General features: G+C 66.0%; 15 protein-coding genes. 14 read left to right on the top strand and 1 reads right to left on the bottom strand.

The genetic code is table 11. The features are described 5' to 3' along the window. Positions 1-92: 92 nt before the first annotated feature. Entirely contained in the window at positions 93-473 is a 381-nt protein-coding gene (locus ACVMB0_RS16835) for a carboxymuconolactone decarboxylase family protein (protein WP_461347009.1), read from the bottom strand. A gap of 333 nt (positions 474-806) precedes the next feature. Between ACVMB0_RS16835 and ACVMB0_RS16830 the strand changes: the two genes are divergently transcribed. From ACVMB0_RS16830 to ACVMB0_RS16765, 14 genes are all read left to right on the top strand, one after another. Next, a complete protein-coding gene (locus ACVMB0_RS16830) occupies positions 807-2,051 on the top strand; it encodes an acyl-CoA dehydrogenase family protein (RefSeq protein ID WP_461347008.1) in 1,245 nt (414 codons plus the stop codon). Positions 2,052-2,077: 26 nt separating this feature from the next. Then, on the top strand, positions 2,078-2,797 hold the full coding sequence (locus ACVMB0_RS16825) for an SDR family NAD(P)-dependent oxidoreductase (protein ID WP_456798858.1): 720 nt from the start codon (positions 2,078-2,080) through the stop codon (positions 2,795-2,797). Positions 2,798-2,805: 8 nt separating this feature from the next. Beyond that, positions 2,806-3,123: a DUF6894 family protein gene (locus tag ACVMB0_RS16820; RefSeq protein ID WP_456749791.1), complete on the top strand. Its 318-nt coding sequence runs from the start codon at positions 2,806-2,808 to the stop codon at positions 3,121-3,123. Positions 3,124-3,272: 149 nt separating this feature from the next. After that, positions 3,273-3,470, top strand: a complete 198-nt coding sequence (locus ACVMB0_RS16815; protein ID WP_456749792.1) for a hypothetical protein — start codon at positions 3,273-3,275, stop codon at positions 3,468-3,470. Positions 3,471-4,722: 1,252 nt separating this feature from the next. Beyond that, entirely contained in the window at positions 4,723-5,973 is a 1,251-nt protein-coding gene (locus ACVMB0_RS16810; protein WP_456749793.1) for an ABC transporter substrate-binding protein, read from the top strand. A 138-nt stretch (positions 5,974-6,111) separates the two neighbouring features. Further along, a complete protein-coding gene (locus ACVMB0_RS16805) occupies positions 6,112-6,930 on the top strand; it encodes a helix-turn-helix transcriptional regulator (RefSeq protein ID WP_456749794.1) in 819 nt (272 codons plus the stop codon). 121 nt (positions 6,931-7,051) lie between these two features. Continuing rightward, the gene (locus ACVMB0_RS16800) at positions 7,052-8,062 is read left to right on the top strand and encodes a branched-chain amino acid ABC transporter permease (RefSeq protein ID WP_461347007.1); all 1,011 of its coding nucleotides are present in this window, start codon (positions 7,052-7,054) and stop codon (positions 8,060-8,062) included. A 1-nt stretch (position 8,063) separates the two neighbouring features. Beyond that, entirely contained in the window at positions 8,064-9,149 is a 1,086-nt protein-coding gene (locus tag ACVMB0_RS16795; protein WP_461347006.1) for a branched-chain amino acid ABC transporter permease, read from the top strand. Then, positions 9,142-9,924: an ABC transporter ATP-binding protein gene (locus ACVMB0_RS16790; protein WP_461347005.1), complete on the top strand. Its 783-nt coding sequence runs from the start codon at positions 9,142-9,144 to the stop codon at positions 9,922-9,924. The genes ACVMB0_RS16795 and ACVMB0_RS16790 overlap by 8 nt, the downstream gene beginning before the upstream one ends. Next, complete coding sequence (locus ACVMB0_RS16785; RefSeq protein ID WP_461347004.1) at positions 9,917-12,130, top strand: Tm-1-like ATP-binding domain-containing protein; 2,214 nt, start codon at positions 9,917-9,919, stop codon at positions 12,128-12,130. The genes ACVMB0_RS16790 and ACVMB0_RS16785 overlap by 8 nt, the downstream gene beginning before the upstream one ends. Positions 12,131-12,133: 3 nt before the next feature. Next, positions 12,134-12,967, top strand: coding sequence for a phosphoenolpyruvate hydrolase family protein (locus tag ACVMB0_RS16780; RefSeq protein ID WP_461347003.1), 834 nt, complete (start codon positions 12,134-12,136; stop codon positions 12,965-12,967). A gap of 25 nt (positions 12,968-12,992) precedes the next feature. Further along, positions 12,993-15,884 carry a flotillin family protein gene (locus tag ACVMB0_RS16775; RefSeq protein WP_461347002.1) on the top strand — a complete coding sequence of 964 codons (2,892 nt, stop codon included), beginning with the start codon at positions 12,993-12,995 and terminating at the stop codon, positions 15,882-15,884. A gap of 9 nt (positions 15,885-15,893) precedes the next feature. Continuing rightward, the gene (locus ACVMB0_RS16770; RefSeq protein WP_028338488.1) at positions 15,894-16,331 is read left to right on the top strand and encodes an SRPBCC family protein; all 438 of its coding nucleotides are present in this window, start codon (positions 15,894-15,896) and stop codon (positions 16,329-16,331) included. 255 nt (positions 16,332-16,586) lie between these two features. Then, the gene (locus ACVMB0_RS16765; protein WP_461347001.1) at positions 16,587-17,030 is read left to right on the top strand and encodes an SRPBCC family protein; all 444 of its coding nucleotides are present in this window, start codon (positions 16,587-16,589) and stop codon (positions 17,028-17,030) included. Positions 17,031-17,042 lie beyond the last annotated feature (12 nt).

Raw genomic sequence — 17,042 nt, 5'->3', positions numbered from 1 at the left:
ACGTACTCGATGCATCGCCGCGCGCATCCGAAATTTTGATGCGAATCTCGCGACCTGGAAAGCTCGTAGGTTCACTCCCTACAGCACCAAGCCTATTTCCGCGAAGACCACTCGCGGCCGCCGTCCGAGCCATTCAGCATCGTGCTGTTGAAACGGACGAGCGCGGCGGTCGCAATGGCCTCCTTTATTTGGTCATCGGTCGCACCAGCGGCCTTTGCCGCTTTGGTGTGTCCGTTGACGCAATATTCACACGGAATCTGTGCCGCCACAGCGAGGCCAATGAGGTGCTTGGTTTTCCCATCCAAGGCACCGGCTGGATTCATCACGGCCTGCTGTTCGTCCCAGTGCGCCTTGAATGCCTGGTCAGGAAGTGTCTGCTTCATCCATTCGGGCGCTTCCTGAGCACTGGCACCCGGTGCCGACGCCAAAGACAACGACAGTGCCAAACCTGCGCTCGCAAATAGAGCTCTCATGGCCAATCTCCCTAAAATAAAGCTGCGTCAGACCAGAAAAAGCGAGGCCTGCTGAAAGGCTGCCGATGCCTGCCGACGGCATGCGCGCTACCGGTTCGTCCAAACGGGGCTTCGGCACTCTCGTCTCGGTAGCTCGCCGCAAAATTACGCGACATTCCTGACCATGGAAAGACGTCTGTTCCGACAGGCACCAACCGATCCGTGTTGCCGCGCAGCAGCTCTGCCACATCACTCCGGTTCACTCCGCGCCAAGAAATCTGGCGCTGCGGTCCAAGATTTCCCGACCTCACCACGATAGCCATTGCCCAAGTTGCCGACACGGAGGGCATTGGCATGGCGATCGATTTCACGCTCACGGCGCAGCAGCGCGAGCTGCAACTCACCTCCCGCAAATTCGCCCGGGAGGTGCTGGCCGAGGCCAGGTCGGCCGAGTTGCTGGCGACGCCGGAGCAGCGCTTCCTCGCGACCAGGCCGACCTACGAGGCGATGGTCGCGGCCGGCTATTTGCGCAAGTGCATTCCGGCGCCGGCCGGCGGCGACAATGCCGGCATGATCGACATGGCCATCCTGGCCGAAGAATTCTACAGCGTGAACCCGAGCGTGACGCTCACCATGCTCGGCAGCGTGCTCGGCCTGCTGCCGCTGCTGCTCGGCGGCACGCCGGAGCAATGCCAGCGGCTGCTGGCGCCGTTCCTGAAGACCAGCGGCGCGCCGCTGGCCGCATTCTGCTCCAGCGAGCCCGGCGGCAGCGCCAATGCCGCCTCGCCGCCGCCCGGCGAGGGCGTCCGCACCACGGCGCGTCGCGAGGGCGCCAACTGGCTGATCAACGGCCGCAAGAAATGGGTGTCCTCGGCCACCGGCTGGAATCGCGAGGGCGCCGATCTCTTGACCATCGTGTGCCGGACCGATCCGGCAGCCGCGCCGGACGCCGCGATCTCGATCATTGCCGTGCAGGGACCGGTGAGCGGGCTGGTGTTCGAACGCGCGATCGACAGTATCGGGCATCGGGCGCATCTGGTCCCGCAGTTCGGGCTCAACGATGTCACGACGCCGCAGCACAATCTGCTCGGCCAGCAGGGTGCAGGTCTCGCGCTGACCGCAGCCGCGTTCACCGGCACCGCGGCGCTGGTCGGGATCTTCGGCGTCGCGCTGATGCGCGCGGCCTTTTCGTTTGCACTCGATTTCGCCCGCAGCGAAAAGCGCGGCGGCGTTCACCCGATCATAGAGCATCAGGCGGTCGGATACGCGCTCGCCGATGCCAAGACCACGATCGAGGCGGCGCGCACGCTCAGCTGGCGCGCCTGCCATGCTCTCGACACCCAGTCGCCGGCCGCAGAGGAGCTGTCGGTGCAGGCCAAGATCTTCGGCTCGGAGTCCGCCGTGCGTGTCATCACCGAGCTGATGCGGGTGGTCGGCATCGACAGCTATGACCACGAAGCCCCGTTCGGCCGCCTGCTCCAGGACGCGCTGGCGCTGCCGATCTTCGACGGCGGCAATCTCGGCATCCGCCGCCGGCAACTGCATACGATGTTCAGGAACAACGACTACAGCCCGCTCGCGGCGAGCGGCGCGGCGTAGCCTGAAACTTTGGAGGGAGTGCGATCATGAGCACGGAGCGCAAAGTCGCGGTCATCACCGGTGCATCGCAGGGGATCGGCGCGGGTCTGGTACAAGCCTTCAGGGATCGAGGCTGCCGGGTCGTCGCAACATCGCGCTCGATCAAGCCGGGCACCGATGCGGATCTCGTTGCCGTGCCAGGCGACGTCGGCGCACCCCAGACCGCGGAGCAGGTGTTCAGAGTGGCGCTGGATCGTTTCGGCCGCGTCGACACGCTGGTCAACAACGCCGGCATCTTCCTGGCCAAGCCGTTCACGGCCTACTCGCAGGACGACTACGCCGGGTACATCTCGACCAACATGACCGGCTTCTTCCACATGACCCAGCGTGCGCTGGAGCTGATGAGCAAGCAGGGCCACGGCCATGTCGTCACGATCACGACAAGCCTGGTCGACCAGCCGATGAGCAGTGTGCCGGCCGCCCTCGCCTCCCTCACCAAGGGCGGTTTGAACGCTGCGACCCGCGCGCTCGCCATCGAATATGCAAGCAGCGGCATTCGCGTCAACGCGGTGTCGCCCGGGATCATCAAGACCCCGATGCACCCGAGCGAGGCGCATCCGGCGCTGGCCGCGCTGCACCCGGTCGGCCGCATGGGCGAGATATCCGACGTCGTCGACGCGGTGCTTTATCTCGACGGCGCGGGGTTCGTCACCGGCGAAGTGCTGCACGTCGACGGCGGTCAGGCGGCCGGCCACCACATGCCGTAGCGGCGGCGATGTCGGCGCGACGTCTCGGCACCAGCCTGACTTCGATTGGAACGGTACGCGACATCACCTGTTTATGGTTCATGCCCCGGTACTATTTCGATTTTCGAGACGATGAGGCAGCTTCCCTGGACCAGGAAGGGATAGACCTGCGCAACGTCATGGAGGCGCAGGAAGAGGCAGCGCTTGCCCTCGCCGATTTCGCAAGAGACACGCTGGCCGCTGTTGGCGCCAAATCGGACCGCGAGCTTTCAGTGAGCGTCAGAGACGAGCGTGGCACGATCTTCCGGGCGAAATGCGTCTTCGGGTACGATCGGTTCAGAAACTAACCGACGAGGAACCGTCGCGCTGTGTTCACTATTGGACATACCTTTCCATGGTGACCCGCCATAATGGTTCCATCACCGCACAACCCTGGCTTCTATCGGTGATGAGAACGCCGGTTGCGCTCCCGCCCACTCCACAGGGAGTTCAAAACATGAAACGACGGCGGTTTACGCAGACAGAATCCCTTCAGCAACGGCTCGCCGCGTTCGCCGAAGCGGCGCGCGCGGAAGCGGCGAAGCTCTCTCCCGGCGCAGAACGTGACGCGCTTCTGAAGAAGGCGCGGCGGGCCGATACGGCCTCGCATCTGGACGACTGGGCCGCGTCGAAAGGACTGCAAGCGCCCAAGTAGGCAAGCGCTGAAGTAGGCAAGCGCTGAAGTAGGCAAGCGCGAAGTAAGGCGCGCCCTCCTGGCGCTAGCCAGGCCCGAAGATAATGTAGAGCAGCGTCACGCCCACCACGGCCGTCCAACCGATCGACGCCGCAACGGCCCATACCTGCATCGGCATCGGACAGCCCTTCGCAATCAATGATGCAGCACGAAGAGGCCGCTGGCGCTGGTCAGCGACCTCTTGAACCTGGTCTCAAATGAACGTCTCTGCGATAAAAATAGTCATCTCAGGTCCGCCATGATTAGACCGGGAATTTGCCAGGCTGTGAAGCACGAACGGGCCCACCGATCGACGAAACTCTGGTGACGTTGCGAGTACGACACATGTACCGCACGATCCCGTCTCTTCGTTTTTTCAGAATTTGTCTTGACAAGCCACCCAACTCAGATGTTCAATAGGCGCATCTCATCCGATCGAGGGGCGCTGCGCATCGTCAGGAGTGTTGCGGTGAGATGCGGTGGACGCTGCTTGCGCACTGACGACGTGCACGATGCGGCGGACGGCGAAGTCGTGCAGACCTGACGCCCTAGCGGCAGGTGTCTCCTAGCGGAACGCGCAAGCGTTCTCGCGAAGGACGGTGACAAACAAGCCCAGTCTCACCGGGGCGAGCACGTATAAGCCGTAAAACCATCGCGCAGGGAAAGCCGGGATGTTTCCGGTTACACCTGTGGTCCGACCTCCGGTGCTTTTTTATTGCACCGGACCCATGGGTGCGATCGGCACCCGGCTTTCCCTGCGCCCTCTGATTGTAGAGCGGCGAAACGACGATCAAAGCTCGGGCAATCATGTCGCGAGAATGCGAAGCTGCGTCCTTATCCTCAACTGTCGTCGCCCGGCTCGCCGCCTCCGCTAAAGCTTCGGCGCGCCACGGACTGCTTGCCTCGTCGAAGCCTTGGCGTAGACGGGACCGGGCGATCCAGTACGCCGCGGCCCATCGGCTCAACAACAACTGCCCCTGAAATACTGGATCACCCGCTTTCGCGGGTGATGACACCGAACAAGACCGAACACGCCACCGCGACATTGCGCCGCGAACCGCGCTGCGGCGCAACAATCAAAATGAGACTGCCCGTTAAGCCACATGGCAGCGACGACATCCGCGCCGCGCCCGCCTTCGGCTAGCTTTGCCGCCAACAACCGGACGCCGATCGGCCTTCGCACCCCAAATGCAAGGCCAGGTGGATTCCGGCGACAACACAGAGGGAGGAAGCGATGTTGAAGGGCAGTTTGGGACTGATTGCGTTGAGCAGCCTGTTGCTTTCGGGCACGGCGTTCGCCCAGGAGAAGATCAAGGTCGGCGTCACCGCCACGCTCGAGGGCACCTATACGGTGCTCGGCGAGGACGGCATGCGCGGCTTCCAGACCGCGCTCAACGTGCTCGGCAAGAAGATCGGCGACAAGGAGCTCGACTTCGTCGTCGCCTCGACCGACGCGACGCCGGACTCCGCGGTGCGCGCGGTGCGCAAGCTGATCGAGCAGGACAAGGTGCAGATTCTGCTGTCGCCGCTGTCCGGCGACGAAGGCATCGCGGTGAAGAATTTTGCAAAAACCCACCCCGAACTGACCTTCGTCAACGCCGCCTCCGGCGCGCAGGAGACGACCTATGTCGATCCGGCGCCGAACTTCTTCCGCTACAACATGGACGGGGCGCAATGGCAGGTCGGCCTCGGCAAATACGCCTATGAGACCAAGGGCTATCGCAAGATCGCGACCGTCGGCGAGGACTACTCCTTCATCTACACCCAGGTGTTCGGTCTGGTGCTGGAGTTCTGCGCCGCCGGCGGCCAGGTTACCAACCGGCAATGGGTGCCGCTCGGCACCAAGGATTTTGCTTCCGTCATCGCGGCGCTGCCCGACGATGTCGATGCGATCTATCTCGGCCTCGGCGGCGCCGACGCCGTCAACTTCCTCAACCAGTATCAGCAGGCCGGCGGCAAGGCGCATCTGATGGGCGGCTCGATCATGATCGACCAGACCATCCTGTCGTCAAAGGGCAGCGCCAAGAACGCGCTGATCGGCACCATCGCCGCCAGCGGCCAGGCCGATACCTGGGAGGATCCGAACTGGCAGAAATTCGTGAAGGCCTACCAGGACTCGTTCCCGGAGAGCAAACGCTTCCCGAGCCCGTCGCTCCTCGCCACCAACTATTACGGCTCGACCATGGCGCTGATCCTGGCGCTGCGACAGGTCAATGGCGATCTCTCCAACAACCAGGCCAAGCTGAAGGACGCGCTGGCCAAGATCGAGATCGATGCGCCGAACGGCAAGATCAAGCTCGATGCCAACCGCCAAGCGATCGGCACCAATTTCGTCACCGAGGTGGTCGATGACGGCAAGGGCGCGCTGTTCTCCAAGGTCGTGAAGGTGATCCCGAACGTCAACCAGACGCTGGGCTACGATCCGGCCGTGTTCGCCAAGATCGGCCTGCCGAGCCGCACAGTTCCGGAGTGCAAGAAGTACTGACGTATTTGTTGCAGGTGCGAGCAAGCCAGCCGTGACCGGGGCGCGCGGTTGCATCGAGAGCCCTGCTCGCCCTTGCTTTCCGCGGGCGGATGATGAACGCTTGTCGAAAAGACAAGAACATCCCGCGGGAGGGGAGGCATGAGCAGGGCGCTTGCCGTCTTCCACGGCCGGTTCGGTCGCGCGACGGTCTATCAGTTGAACCGTCCCTTCAACGTGCATGCGCACCGCGAAGGGCACTTGATCTTTCATGTCGGCGGCACGCCGGCGCAGATCGACGTCGCCGAGCAGCGCCTGCTGCTCAAGGACGACACCGTGGTCGCGGTCAACCCGTGGGAACCGCACAATTTCCTGCCGACCGACATGGACCATGGCGCGATCTTCTTCGTGCTCTATGTCAATGCCGAATGGTTCGCGCCGCAGGGGGCGAACGCGCAGGCGATGCGGTTCGGCCGCACCTTCTTTCCGCGCACCGAGGCGCTCGACCGGCTGATCCGCCGCACCGCAGCGCTGGTGTGCGGCGCGCCATCGCTGCGCAGCCTGGATTGCGAGCTCAGGCAGCTGATCGATTCCTGCTACGAGGAGAGCTGGCAGGCGACCGAGGGCGCGCCCGCCGCGGCCGCGGTGACCGACTTCCGGGTCCGCAAATCGATCAAGCTGATGTCGGAAAGCCCCGGCGCCGAGATCGAGCTCGACGCGATCGCGCGCGAGGCGGGGCTGTCGCGGCCGCATTTCTATCGGCTGTTCCGGACACAGACCGGCGTCACCCCTCACCTCTACATGAACACGCTGATCATGGAGCAGGCGCTGGATGCGCTAGTCGCGACCGAGGCGCCGATCGCCGATATCGGCTTCGATCTCGGCTTCTCCTCGCAGAGCGGCTTCACCCGCTTCTTCGCCGCCAATGTCGGCATGGCCCCGACCGACTATCGCCGCGCCGCCAAGGTGTTGCGGCCGTGAACGGAGTTCCAGACACACGATAAAAGATACTCTCGATCAAATCCGCAGCCTTCGCCCTCGATAGGATATCGGACACGCGGCCCGGCAGACGGTCGCGACCAGTTGAGGGAACGCGACGGAGATGGCCAGGTTCATCGAACGCCATCCGGCCTGGGCGCTGATCGTGATCATCGCGGTCGCGGTGCTCGCGTGGCTGGTGTTCGCGATCTGGCCGCCGGGGCTGGAAGCCGCGATCGGCCGCAAGCGCGTGTTCCTCAATGCCGTGCTGAACGGCATCACGCTCGGCGGGCTGTATTTCCTGGTCGCAAGCGGCTTCACGCTGATCTTCGGCCTGATGCGCAACGTCAACCTCGCGCACGGCTCGCTCTACCTGTTCGGCGGCTATATCGGCTATGCGGTCAGCACCTGGACCGGCTCGTGGATCCTCTCCTTCATCGTCGCCTTCATCGCGGTGGCGCTGGTCGGCGTGATCCTGCAGCTCGTCGTGTTCCGCCGCATGGAGGGACAGGACCTCCGGCAGACCATGGTGACGATCGGGCTCTCGATCGTGTTCGCCGACCTGATGCTGTGGGTGTTCGGCGGCGACTTCTACCAGGTCCAGACCCCGAGCTGGCTGATCGGCCCGGTACAACTGCCGCTGCTCACCGCGATCAAATCATCCGGCGAGCCGGTCTATCTGCAATACCCGCTGGTGCGGCTGGTGATCTTCCTGGCCTCCGTCGCGATCGGGATCGCGATGTGGCTGGCGCTGAATCGGACGCGGATCGGCGTGATCGTGCGCGCCGGGGTCGACGACCGCGACATTCTGGCCGCGACCGGGGTGCGGATCCAGCTGGTGTTCGTGCTGGTGTTCGCGCTCGGCGCGGGGCTTGCCGGCATCGCCGGCGTGGTCGGCGGTACCTTCCAGTCGCTGTCGCCGGGCGAGGACACCCGCTTCCTGCTCGCCTCGCTCGTGGTCGTGATCGTCGGCGGCATGGGCTCGATCCCAGGCGCCGCGCTCGGCGCCGTCATCATCGGTCTCGCCGAGCAGCTCGGCTCGGTCTACATCCCGACCTACGCCATCGTCGTCACCTTCCTGATCATGGTGCTGGTGCTGGCGCTGCGGCCGCAGGGCCTGCTGGCGAGGCGATGAGATGTCGTTGCTGCAGAGCACCCAGTTCCGCCCCGACCCGTCCACCAGCACGACCCGCCGCGCGCTGATCCGCGCCTGGCCGGAATTCCAGAACCCGGCGGCCTGGCTGGTGGCGCTGATCCTCGTGATCATGCCGCTGATCGCCAACGGCTTCTTCCTGATCGAGATCTTCGCCACCACGCTGATCCTCGGCATCATCGCGCTCAGCCTGATGTTCCTCGCCGGCTATGGCGGCATGGTCAGCCTGATGCAGCTCACCATCGCAGGCTTCGCCGGCTACATGGTCGCGGTGTTCGGCATCAGCGGCAACGCCAATATCAGCCTGGGCTGGCCGTGGTGGCTGGCAACGCCGATGGCGCTGGCGCTGGCGACGCTGTTCGGCACGCTCGGCGGCGCGCTCGCGGTGCGCACCGAGGGCATCTACACCATCATGATCACGCTGGCGATCGGCGCGGCGTTCTACTACTTCACCAACCAGAACTGGGCGATCTTCAACGGCCACACCGGCATCAACACCGTCGCGACGCCGCAGTTCTGGGGCGTCGACTGGCGCGGCGACATCGCCTTCTACTATGTGACGCTCGGCGTCGCCGCGATCTGCTATTTCGCCGTCCAGTATGTCTCGCGCGCGCCGTTCGGCCTCGCGCTGCAGGGCGTCCGCGACAATTCCCGCCGCATGGCTGCGCTCGGCTTCAATCCCAATGCGCACCGCGTCGCTGCCTACGCCTTCGCCGCCTTCATCGCCGCACTCGGCGGCGTGCTGCAGGTCTGGAACTACCGGCAGATCTCGCCCGGCTCGGTCAGCGTCGGCGCCTGCATCGATGTGCTGATCATCGCCGTGGTCGGCGGCATCACGCGGCCGATCGGCCCGTTCATCGGCGCGCTGATCTTCGTCCTGCTGCGCACCTTCGCGCTCGACGTACTGATCAAGTTCGGGCTCGACGGCAACCGTTTCCGCCTGCTGATCGGGCTCGGCTTCCTCGCCATCGTGTTTTGGTCGTCCGACGGCGTGATCGGGCTGTGGGAACGCTGGCGGCGGCGCCACGCATCCACGCCGCAACGTTCCGGCGGAGGCCGCCATGGATAGTGTCGCGCAGCGGCTGTCCGTGGTCGGCGCCGGTGCCGCGCTGGAGCTGCGCGGCGTGACCCGGCTGTTCGGCGCGTTGGCGGCGTTGACCGACGTCACCATCACCGTGCGACCCGGCGAACGCCGCGCGGTGCTCGGCTCGAACGGTGCCGGCAAGACCACACTGTTCAACTGCATCACCGGCGACTTCCCGCCCTCCTCCGGCACCATCCGCTTCTTCGGCGAGGACATCACCCAGTTCCCGCCCTATGAGCGCATCCGCCGCGGCTTGCGCCGCACCTACCAGATCTCGGCGCTGTTTCCCGGCCTCACCGTGCAGGACAACGTCTACCTCGCCTGCCGCGGCGTCTCGCGCGGCCGCTTCTCGTTGCTGCGCCCGGGACAGAACGACGCGCTGATGCACGCGACCGAAACGCTGGTGCAGGCCGTGCATCTCGCCGGCGTGAAGGACCAGCGCGTCGCCGAACTCGCGCACGGCCAGCAGCGCCAACTCGAGATCGCGCTTGCGCTGGCCGGCGCGCCGCGCTTCATCCTGTTCGACGAGCCGGCGGCCGGGCTGTCGCCGACCGAGCGGCGCGAGCTGATCGATATCCTGACTTCGCTGCCGGCGCATATCGGCTACATCATCATCGAGCACGACATGGACGTCGCGCTGCGCGTCGTCGAGAGCGTGACGATGATGCACAACGGCCGCATCTTCAAGGAGGGCCTGCCGCGCGAGATCGAGTCCGATCCCGAGGTGCAGGAGCTTTATCTCGGAGGCGGCCATGAATGACCGCCGCGCCGCGCCGGCGCTCGAGGTCAAGGGCCTCGACGTCTATTACGGCCATTCCCACGCGCTGCAGGGCGTCGATCTCACGCTGGACTCCGGCGTGTTCTCGGTGGTCGGCCGCAACGGCATGGGCAAGACCACGCTGTGCAAGGCGATCATGGGGCTGGTCCGCGCCAGCGGCGGCTCGATCCGGATCCGCGGCGAGGAGGTCACGCGGCTGAATCCGGCGCGGATCGCCCGGCTCGGCGTCGGCTACGTGCCGCAAGGCCGCCGCCTGTGGCGATCGCTGACGGTCGACGAACATCTTGCGCTGGCCGGCGGCCTGCGCCGGGGTGCCTGGACCATCGAGCGCATCTACGACACCTTCCCGCGCCTCGCCGAGCGCAAGACCAATGGCGGCAACCAGCTCTCCGGCGGCGAGCAGCAGATGCTGGCGATCTCCCGCGCATTGCTGACCAATCCGCAGCTCCTGATCATGGACGAGCCGACCGAGGGTCTTGCGCCCGTGATCGTCGCCCAGGTCGAGGAGATGCTGCTGCGCCTCGGCGACGAAGGCGACATCTCCGTTCTGGTCATCGAGCAGAACATCGGCGTCGCGACGGCGGTGTCGCGCAACGTCGCCATCATGGTCAATGGCCGCATCAACCGCGTCATCGACTCCGCGCGTCTTGCGACCGACCGCGAGTTGCAGCAGCGGTTGCTCGGCGTCGGCACCCATGGCTCGGATGAGACCGATGCCAAGGCGACGCCGGCGAAAGCCGAAGCCGCCGGTGCGCCGCCGCAGCCGGAACGCAAGGGGCCGGTCCGAGTCTACGTCTCCAATCCCGTGCTGCCGACGCGCTGGTCGCAGCCGGTGCCGATCGCCCGCATCGAGGCCGCCGCGCGGACGCAGTCCGCCGGAGTGACACGGCTTGAAGAGGCCACCCGCACCCGGCGCGAACCCGCGACGTCGAAAGCATCGGGGCCGCCCGTCGTGCTGGTCGTCGGCACGCTCGACACCAAGAGTGCGGAGCTGCGCTTCATCCGCGACATCATTGCGGGCAGCGGTCTGCGCACCCGGCTGGTCGACGTCTCGACCAGCGGCAAGGCGGCGAGTTGCGACGTCACCGCGCAGGAGATCGCGCTGAACCATGGCCGCGGTGGCGCTGGTGTATTCGGCTCCGATCGCGGCGCTTCGGTCACGGCGATGGCGGACGCGTTCGAGCGCTGGCTGCGCCGTCAGGGCAATATCGCCGGCATCATCTCCGCCGGCGGCTCCGGCGGCGCGTCGCTGGTCGCGCCGGGCATGCGCGCGCTTCCGGTTGGCGTGCCGAAACTCATCATCTCCTCGGTCGCATCAGGCGACGTCGGCCCCTATGTCGGACCTGCCGACATCACCATGATGTATTCTGTGACCGATGTGCAAGGCCTCAACTCGATCTCGCGCATGGTGCTCGGTAACGGCGCCCATGCGCTGGTCGGCATGGTCAGGGCGCGGCTCGACGAACAGACGAGCAAGCAACGTGACACAGGCACGCAGCTTCCCTCCATCGGCATCACCATGTTCGGCGTCACCACGCCGGCGGTGCAGAAGATCGCGGCCGAGCTGCGCGAGGATTTCGAGTGCCTCGTGTTCCACGCCACCGGTGTCGGCGGCCGCTCGATGGAGAAGCTGGTCGAGTCCGGCCAGCTCGTCGGCGTCATCGATCTCACTACGACCGAGGTCTGCGACCTGCTGATGGGCGGCGTGTTCCCGGCGACCGAGGATCGCTTCGGCGCCATCATCCGCAGCCGCGTGCCCTATGTCGGCTCGGTCGGCGCGCTGGACATGGTCAACTTCGGCGCGCCCGAGACGATCCCGGAGCGCTACCGGCAGCGCAAATTCCATGTCCACAATCCGCAGGTCACGTTGATGCGGACCACGCCGGAAGAGAACGAGCGCATCGGCCGCTGGATCGGCGAGCGGCTCAACCAGATGGACGGACCGGTGCGCTTCTTCCTGTCCGAGGGCGGCGTCTCGGCGCTCGATGCGCCGGGCCAGCCGTTCTGGGACCCGGACGCGGACGCTGCGCTGTTCCACGCGCTGGAGCGCACCGTGCGCCAGACCGGCAACCGGCAGATCATCCGCGTCAAGCGCAACATCAACGATCCCGAGTTCACCGCCGCCGTCGTCAGCGCATTTCGTCCGCTGCTCGGACGCGCCGGTGGTCGGCGGAGAGTGGCGAGGTAACCCATGGCCAGGTTTGAACGCGCGGCGCTGTTGAAGAAGTTTCACGCCATGATCGCACGCGGCGAGCCGATCGTCGGCGGTGGCGCCGGCACCGGGCTGTCGGCGAAATGCGAGGAGGCCGGCGGCGTCGACCTGATCGTGATCTACAATTCCGGCCGTTACCGCATGGCCGGCCGCGGTTCGCTCGCCGGCCTCATGCCCTATGGCGATGCCAACGCCATCGTCGTCGAAATGGCCGGCGAGGTCTTGCCGGTCGTGACCAACACGCCGGTACTCGCCGGCGTCAACGGTACCGACCCGTTCCGCGACATGGATGTGTTCCTCGACCAGCTCAAGGCGCTCGGCTTCGCCGGCGTGCAGAACTTCCCGACCGTCGGCCTGATCGACGGCACCTTCCGCGCCAACCTTGAAGAAACCGGCATGTCCTACGCGCTCGAGATCGACATGATCGCGAAGGCGCATGACAAGAACATGCTGACCACGCCCTATGTGTTCAGCGAGCAGGAGGCGACCGCGATGGCGATCGCCGGCGCCGACATCATCGTCTGCCACATGGGCCTGACCACCGGCGGCACGATCGGCGCGCAGACCGCGCTGAAGCTCGAGGACTGCCCTGCCCGCATCGAGGCCTGGGCCGAGGCCGCGCTCAGCGTCAACTCCAAGATCATCGTGCTCGCGCATGGCGGTCCGATCGCGGACCCGGCGGATGCCGATTTCATCATGAAGCAGACCCGCAACTGTCACGGTTTCTACGGCGCCTCCTCGATGGAGCGCCTGCCGGTGGAACGGGCGCTGACGGAACAGGTTCGCAAATTCAAGGCGATCGGTGCGCGCTAGAGCGCCGTGACCAAGGGAGGAAGAGATGTCGGGGATGCTGGTCGGTGAATTGATCCTCTGGCTCATCGTCGCAATCGTCGCGATCGTCATCATCGTCTATGTCGTGAACTGGCTCTATCACCGCTCGTCGAAGGAGGTTTCCTTCGTCCGCACCGGTTTCATGGGCGAGCGCGTGGTGATCAATGGCGGCGCCTTCGTGCTGCCGTTCATCCACGACTACACGCCTGTCAACATGAACGTGCTGCCGATGGGGATCGTGCGCTCGCGGCAGGACGCGGTGATCACCCGCGACCGCATGCGCGTCGACATCGAGGCCGACTTCTACGTCCGGGTCCAGCCGACCCGCGAGGCGGTCTCGATCGCCGCCGCTACGCTCGGCCGCCGCACCATGGAGCCCGGGCAGCTCCACACCCTGCTCTCCGGCAAGTTCATCTCCGCGATCCGCTCGGTCGCCTCGGAAATGACGATGGAGCAGATGCACGAGCAGCGCGGCGACTATGTCGCGCGGGTCAAGGCCAATGCCGCGGAGGCGCTGGCGCAGAACGGCCTCGAGCTGGAATCCGTCGCGATCACCGATCTCGACCAGACCGACCTCGAATATTTCAATCCCTCGAACCGGTTCGACGCCGAAGGCCTGACCCGCCTGATGGAGGACATCGAGGCCAAACGCAAGCTGCGCAACGACATCGAGCAGGACTCGATGATCAAGATCCGCTCCCGCAATCTGGAAGCCGAGCGGCAGGCACTGGAGATCGAGCGCGAGAGCGAGACCGCCCGCCTCGAGCAGGAGCGCGACATCGAGATGCGCCGCGCCCTGCAGCGCACCGAGGTCGCCCGCGAGCGCGCGCTGCGCGAGACCGAGTCCGAGCAGGCCCAGATCGCCGCCCGCGAAGCCATCGAGAAGGCGCGCATCGCCAATGAGCAGGCGATCACCGAAGCCCGGATCGCCTCGGAGCGCGAGACCAGGCACAAGGAGATCGAACGGACCCGCGCGGTCGAGGAGAAGGAGCTGCTGGCCCGCGAGGAAATCGAGAAGGTCCGGATCGCCAACCAGCGTTCGGTCGACACCACGCGCATCGCGTCCGAGCGCGAAGTCCGCCAGCGCGAGATCGAGCGGATGCGCACGGTCGAGGAGGCCGAGATCGCCGCCCGCGAAGCGATCGAGAAGGCCCGCATCCAGCAGGATCGCGTCGTCACCGACGCCCGCATCGCCAATGAGGAAGAGACCCGCCGCCGCGAGATCGAGCGCAGCCGAGCCGTCGACGAGGCCGAGATCGCCGCCCGCGAGGCCACCGAGAAGGCGCGCATCGCCCAGACCATGACGGTCAATGTCGAGCGCATCTCCTCGGATGAGCGCACGCGCGCACTGGAAATCCAGCAGGTGCGCACCATCCAGGAAGCCGAGATCGAGGCGCAGAAGGCGGTGGAGGCCGCCCGCATTGCCCGCGAGAAGACACTGGCGGCCGAGCGCATCGCCGCCGACCACACCACCCGCAAGCTCGAGATCGAGCGCAACCAGGCCGTCGAGATCGCCGGCATCAGCGCCCGCGAGGCCACCGAGGCGTCGCGGATCGCCCAGGAAGAGCACGTCCGCGCGCTCGAAATCGCCCGCAGCCGCGCGATCGAGGAGGCCGACATCGCCTCGCGCGAGGCGATCGAGGCGGCGCGGATCTCGCAGGAGAAGTCGGTCGCCGCGCAGCGCATCCGCGCCGAGCGCGAGACCCGCGGGCTCGAGATCGAACGCACCGAAGCGATCGAGGCCGCCGAGCTGAAGCGCCGCGACGCGATCGAGCGGCAGCGCATCGATGTCGAGCTGGCGCTGGAGAGCGAGCGGATCGCCTCCTCGCGCACCCGCGAAGTGCTCAACATCGACCAGAAGAAGACGATCGAGCTCGCCGACGAGGAGCGCGTGATCGCGCTCGCCGCCAAGCGCTCGGAGCGGATCGACGCCGACCGGCAGGTGCGGCAGGCCGAGATTGTAGCGCGCAAGGAGGTCGACACGACAGACGTCTCTCGCGAGCAGGCGCTGGAGGCAGCCCGGATCGCGCGGCGCCGTGCGATCGAGCAGCTCGAGGTCGCCCGCAACCAGTCGCTGCAGGAAGCCGAGATCGCCGCGCGCGAGGAGGTCGAACGCGCCCGGATCGCATCGGACCGGGGTCTGGACGAGGCCCGCATCGGCCGCGAACGCGAGCTGCGCAAGCTCGAGGTCAACCGCGAGAAGGACGTCGAGACCGCGCTGATGGAGAAAGCCATCGCGCTGCATCAGAAGTCGCTGGAGGAATCCGCGGCGCGCGCTGCGGCAGAGGACGCACGGATCCGCGCCACCGAAGCGGCCGAGCGCGTCGTCACCGCGCGCGAAAGCGAGATCGCCAAGCGGCGCAAGACGGTCGAGGTGCTGCTGGCCGAGAAGCAGGCCGAGGAGACCAGGATCGCCGCCGAAGCCGAACGCGTCCGCGCGGCGGTCGAGGCCGAGGCGCAGCGATTGCTCAACGAGGCCGAGAATGTCTTGACCGATCAGGCGCGCTACTCGCTGTTCCGCCGCAAGCTGCTCGACCGCATCGAGGGCATCGTGCGCGAGAGCGTCAAGCCGATGGAGAAGATCGAGGGCATCCGCATCCTCCAGGTCGACGGCCTCAACGGCAACGGACATGGCAACGGCACCGGACGCAGCGCCACCGACGAGGTGATCGATTCGGCACTGCGCTACCGCGTGCAGGCGCCACTGATCGACTCGATCCTGTCGGACATCGGCGTCGAGGGCGGCAGCCTCGCCAAGATGCCCGGCCTGATCCGCGAGGCCCGCGACATGCAGGGTATCAAGGACTCCGCGCGCAAGGGCGGCGACGCCAAGCCGGCAGCGCCGGAAGGCGGCGGCGAGCCGGCGCGCCCCGAGCGCACGCCGCGCAAGAAGGACTGAGCTGACACCATGGCACGGGTTTACGTCTCGACCGTCGTCAATGCCCGCAATGACCGGGTCTGGGCTCGCGTGCGCGATTTCAACGGGCTGCCGAACTGGCATCCCGCGATCGCCGAGAGCCGGATCGAGGGCGGCGAGCCCTCCGACAAGATCGGCTGCGTCAGGGACTTTCGCCTGCGCAACGGTGACCGGATCCGGGAGAAGCTGCTGGGGCTGTCCGACTACGACATGTTCTGCACCTACTCGATCCTGGAATCGCCGATGGGCGTCGAGAATTACGTCGCGACCTTGCGGCTGACGCCGGTCACCGATGGCGACCAGACGTTCCTGGAATGGACTGCCGAGTTCGACTGCGCGCCGGAGCGCGAGACCGAGCTTGTCAACAATATCGGCGGCGGCGTGTTCCAGGGCGGCTTCGACGCGCTGAAGCGGGCATTCGGGGGCTGAAGACGTGATCGCAACGGCTACGAGCGATGCGCTTTCCACCCCCTCGCCCCGCTTGCGGGGTCGAGACGAGCGAAGCTCGCTCTTAGAGGGTTGGGGTGAGGGGGAGTCTCCGCGGAGACGGTCGCAGTTGGACTCGTGGAGAGTCCTCCTCACCCGGAATCTGCGCGTCGCGCAGATTCCGACCTCGCCCCGCTTGCGGGGAGAGGTAAAGCGCGACGAGCTGCGCGTTAGAACTATATCTCTCGGGGAGTAGCCGTGCCGCATATCGTCAAGAGCACGATCCTGGATGCACCGACCGATGCGGTGTGGGCCGTGCTGCGCGATTTCAATGGCCATGACCGCTGGCACCCGGCGGTCGCGAGCAGCGGCATCGAGCGTGCGCAGCCCTCCGACAAGATCGGCTGCGTTAGGCGCTTCAAGCTGAAGGACGGCGCCGAGCTGCGCGAGCAGCTGCTGGCGCTGTCCGACTTGGAACAGAGCTTCAGCTACTGCCTGCTCGATACGCCGATCCCGATGTTCAACTACGTGGCGCATGTCCGCCTGCTCCCGGTCACAGACGGCGACCGCACCTTCTGGCACTGGGAATCGCGCTTCACGACGCGCACCGAGGACAGGGACCGGATCACGCAGATGGTCTCAGAGGATATCTACCAAGCCGGCTTTGAGGCCATCCGCCGGCATCTGACGGAGGCCGCGTAAGCGGGGACAAAC

Source organism: Bradyrhizobium sp. USDA 4451, from assembly GCF_054822585.1.
Note: the sequence above shows the minus strand (reverse complement) of the source record. Positions and strands in the feature narration are given on the sequence as shown.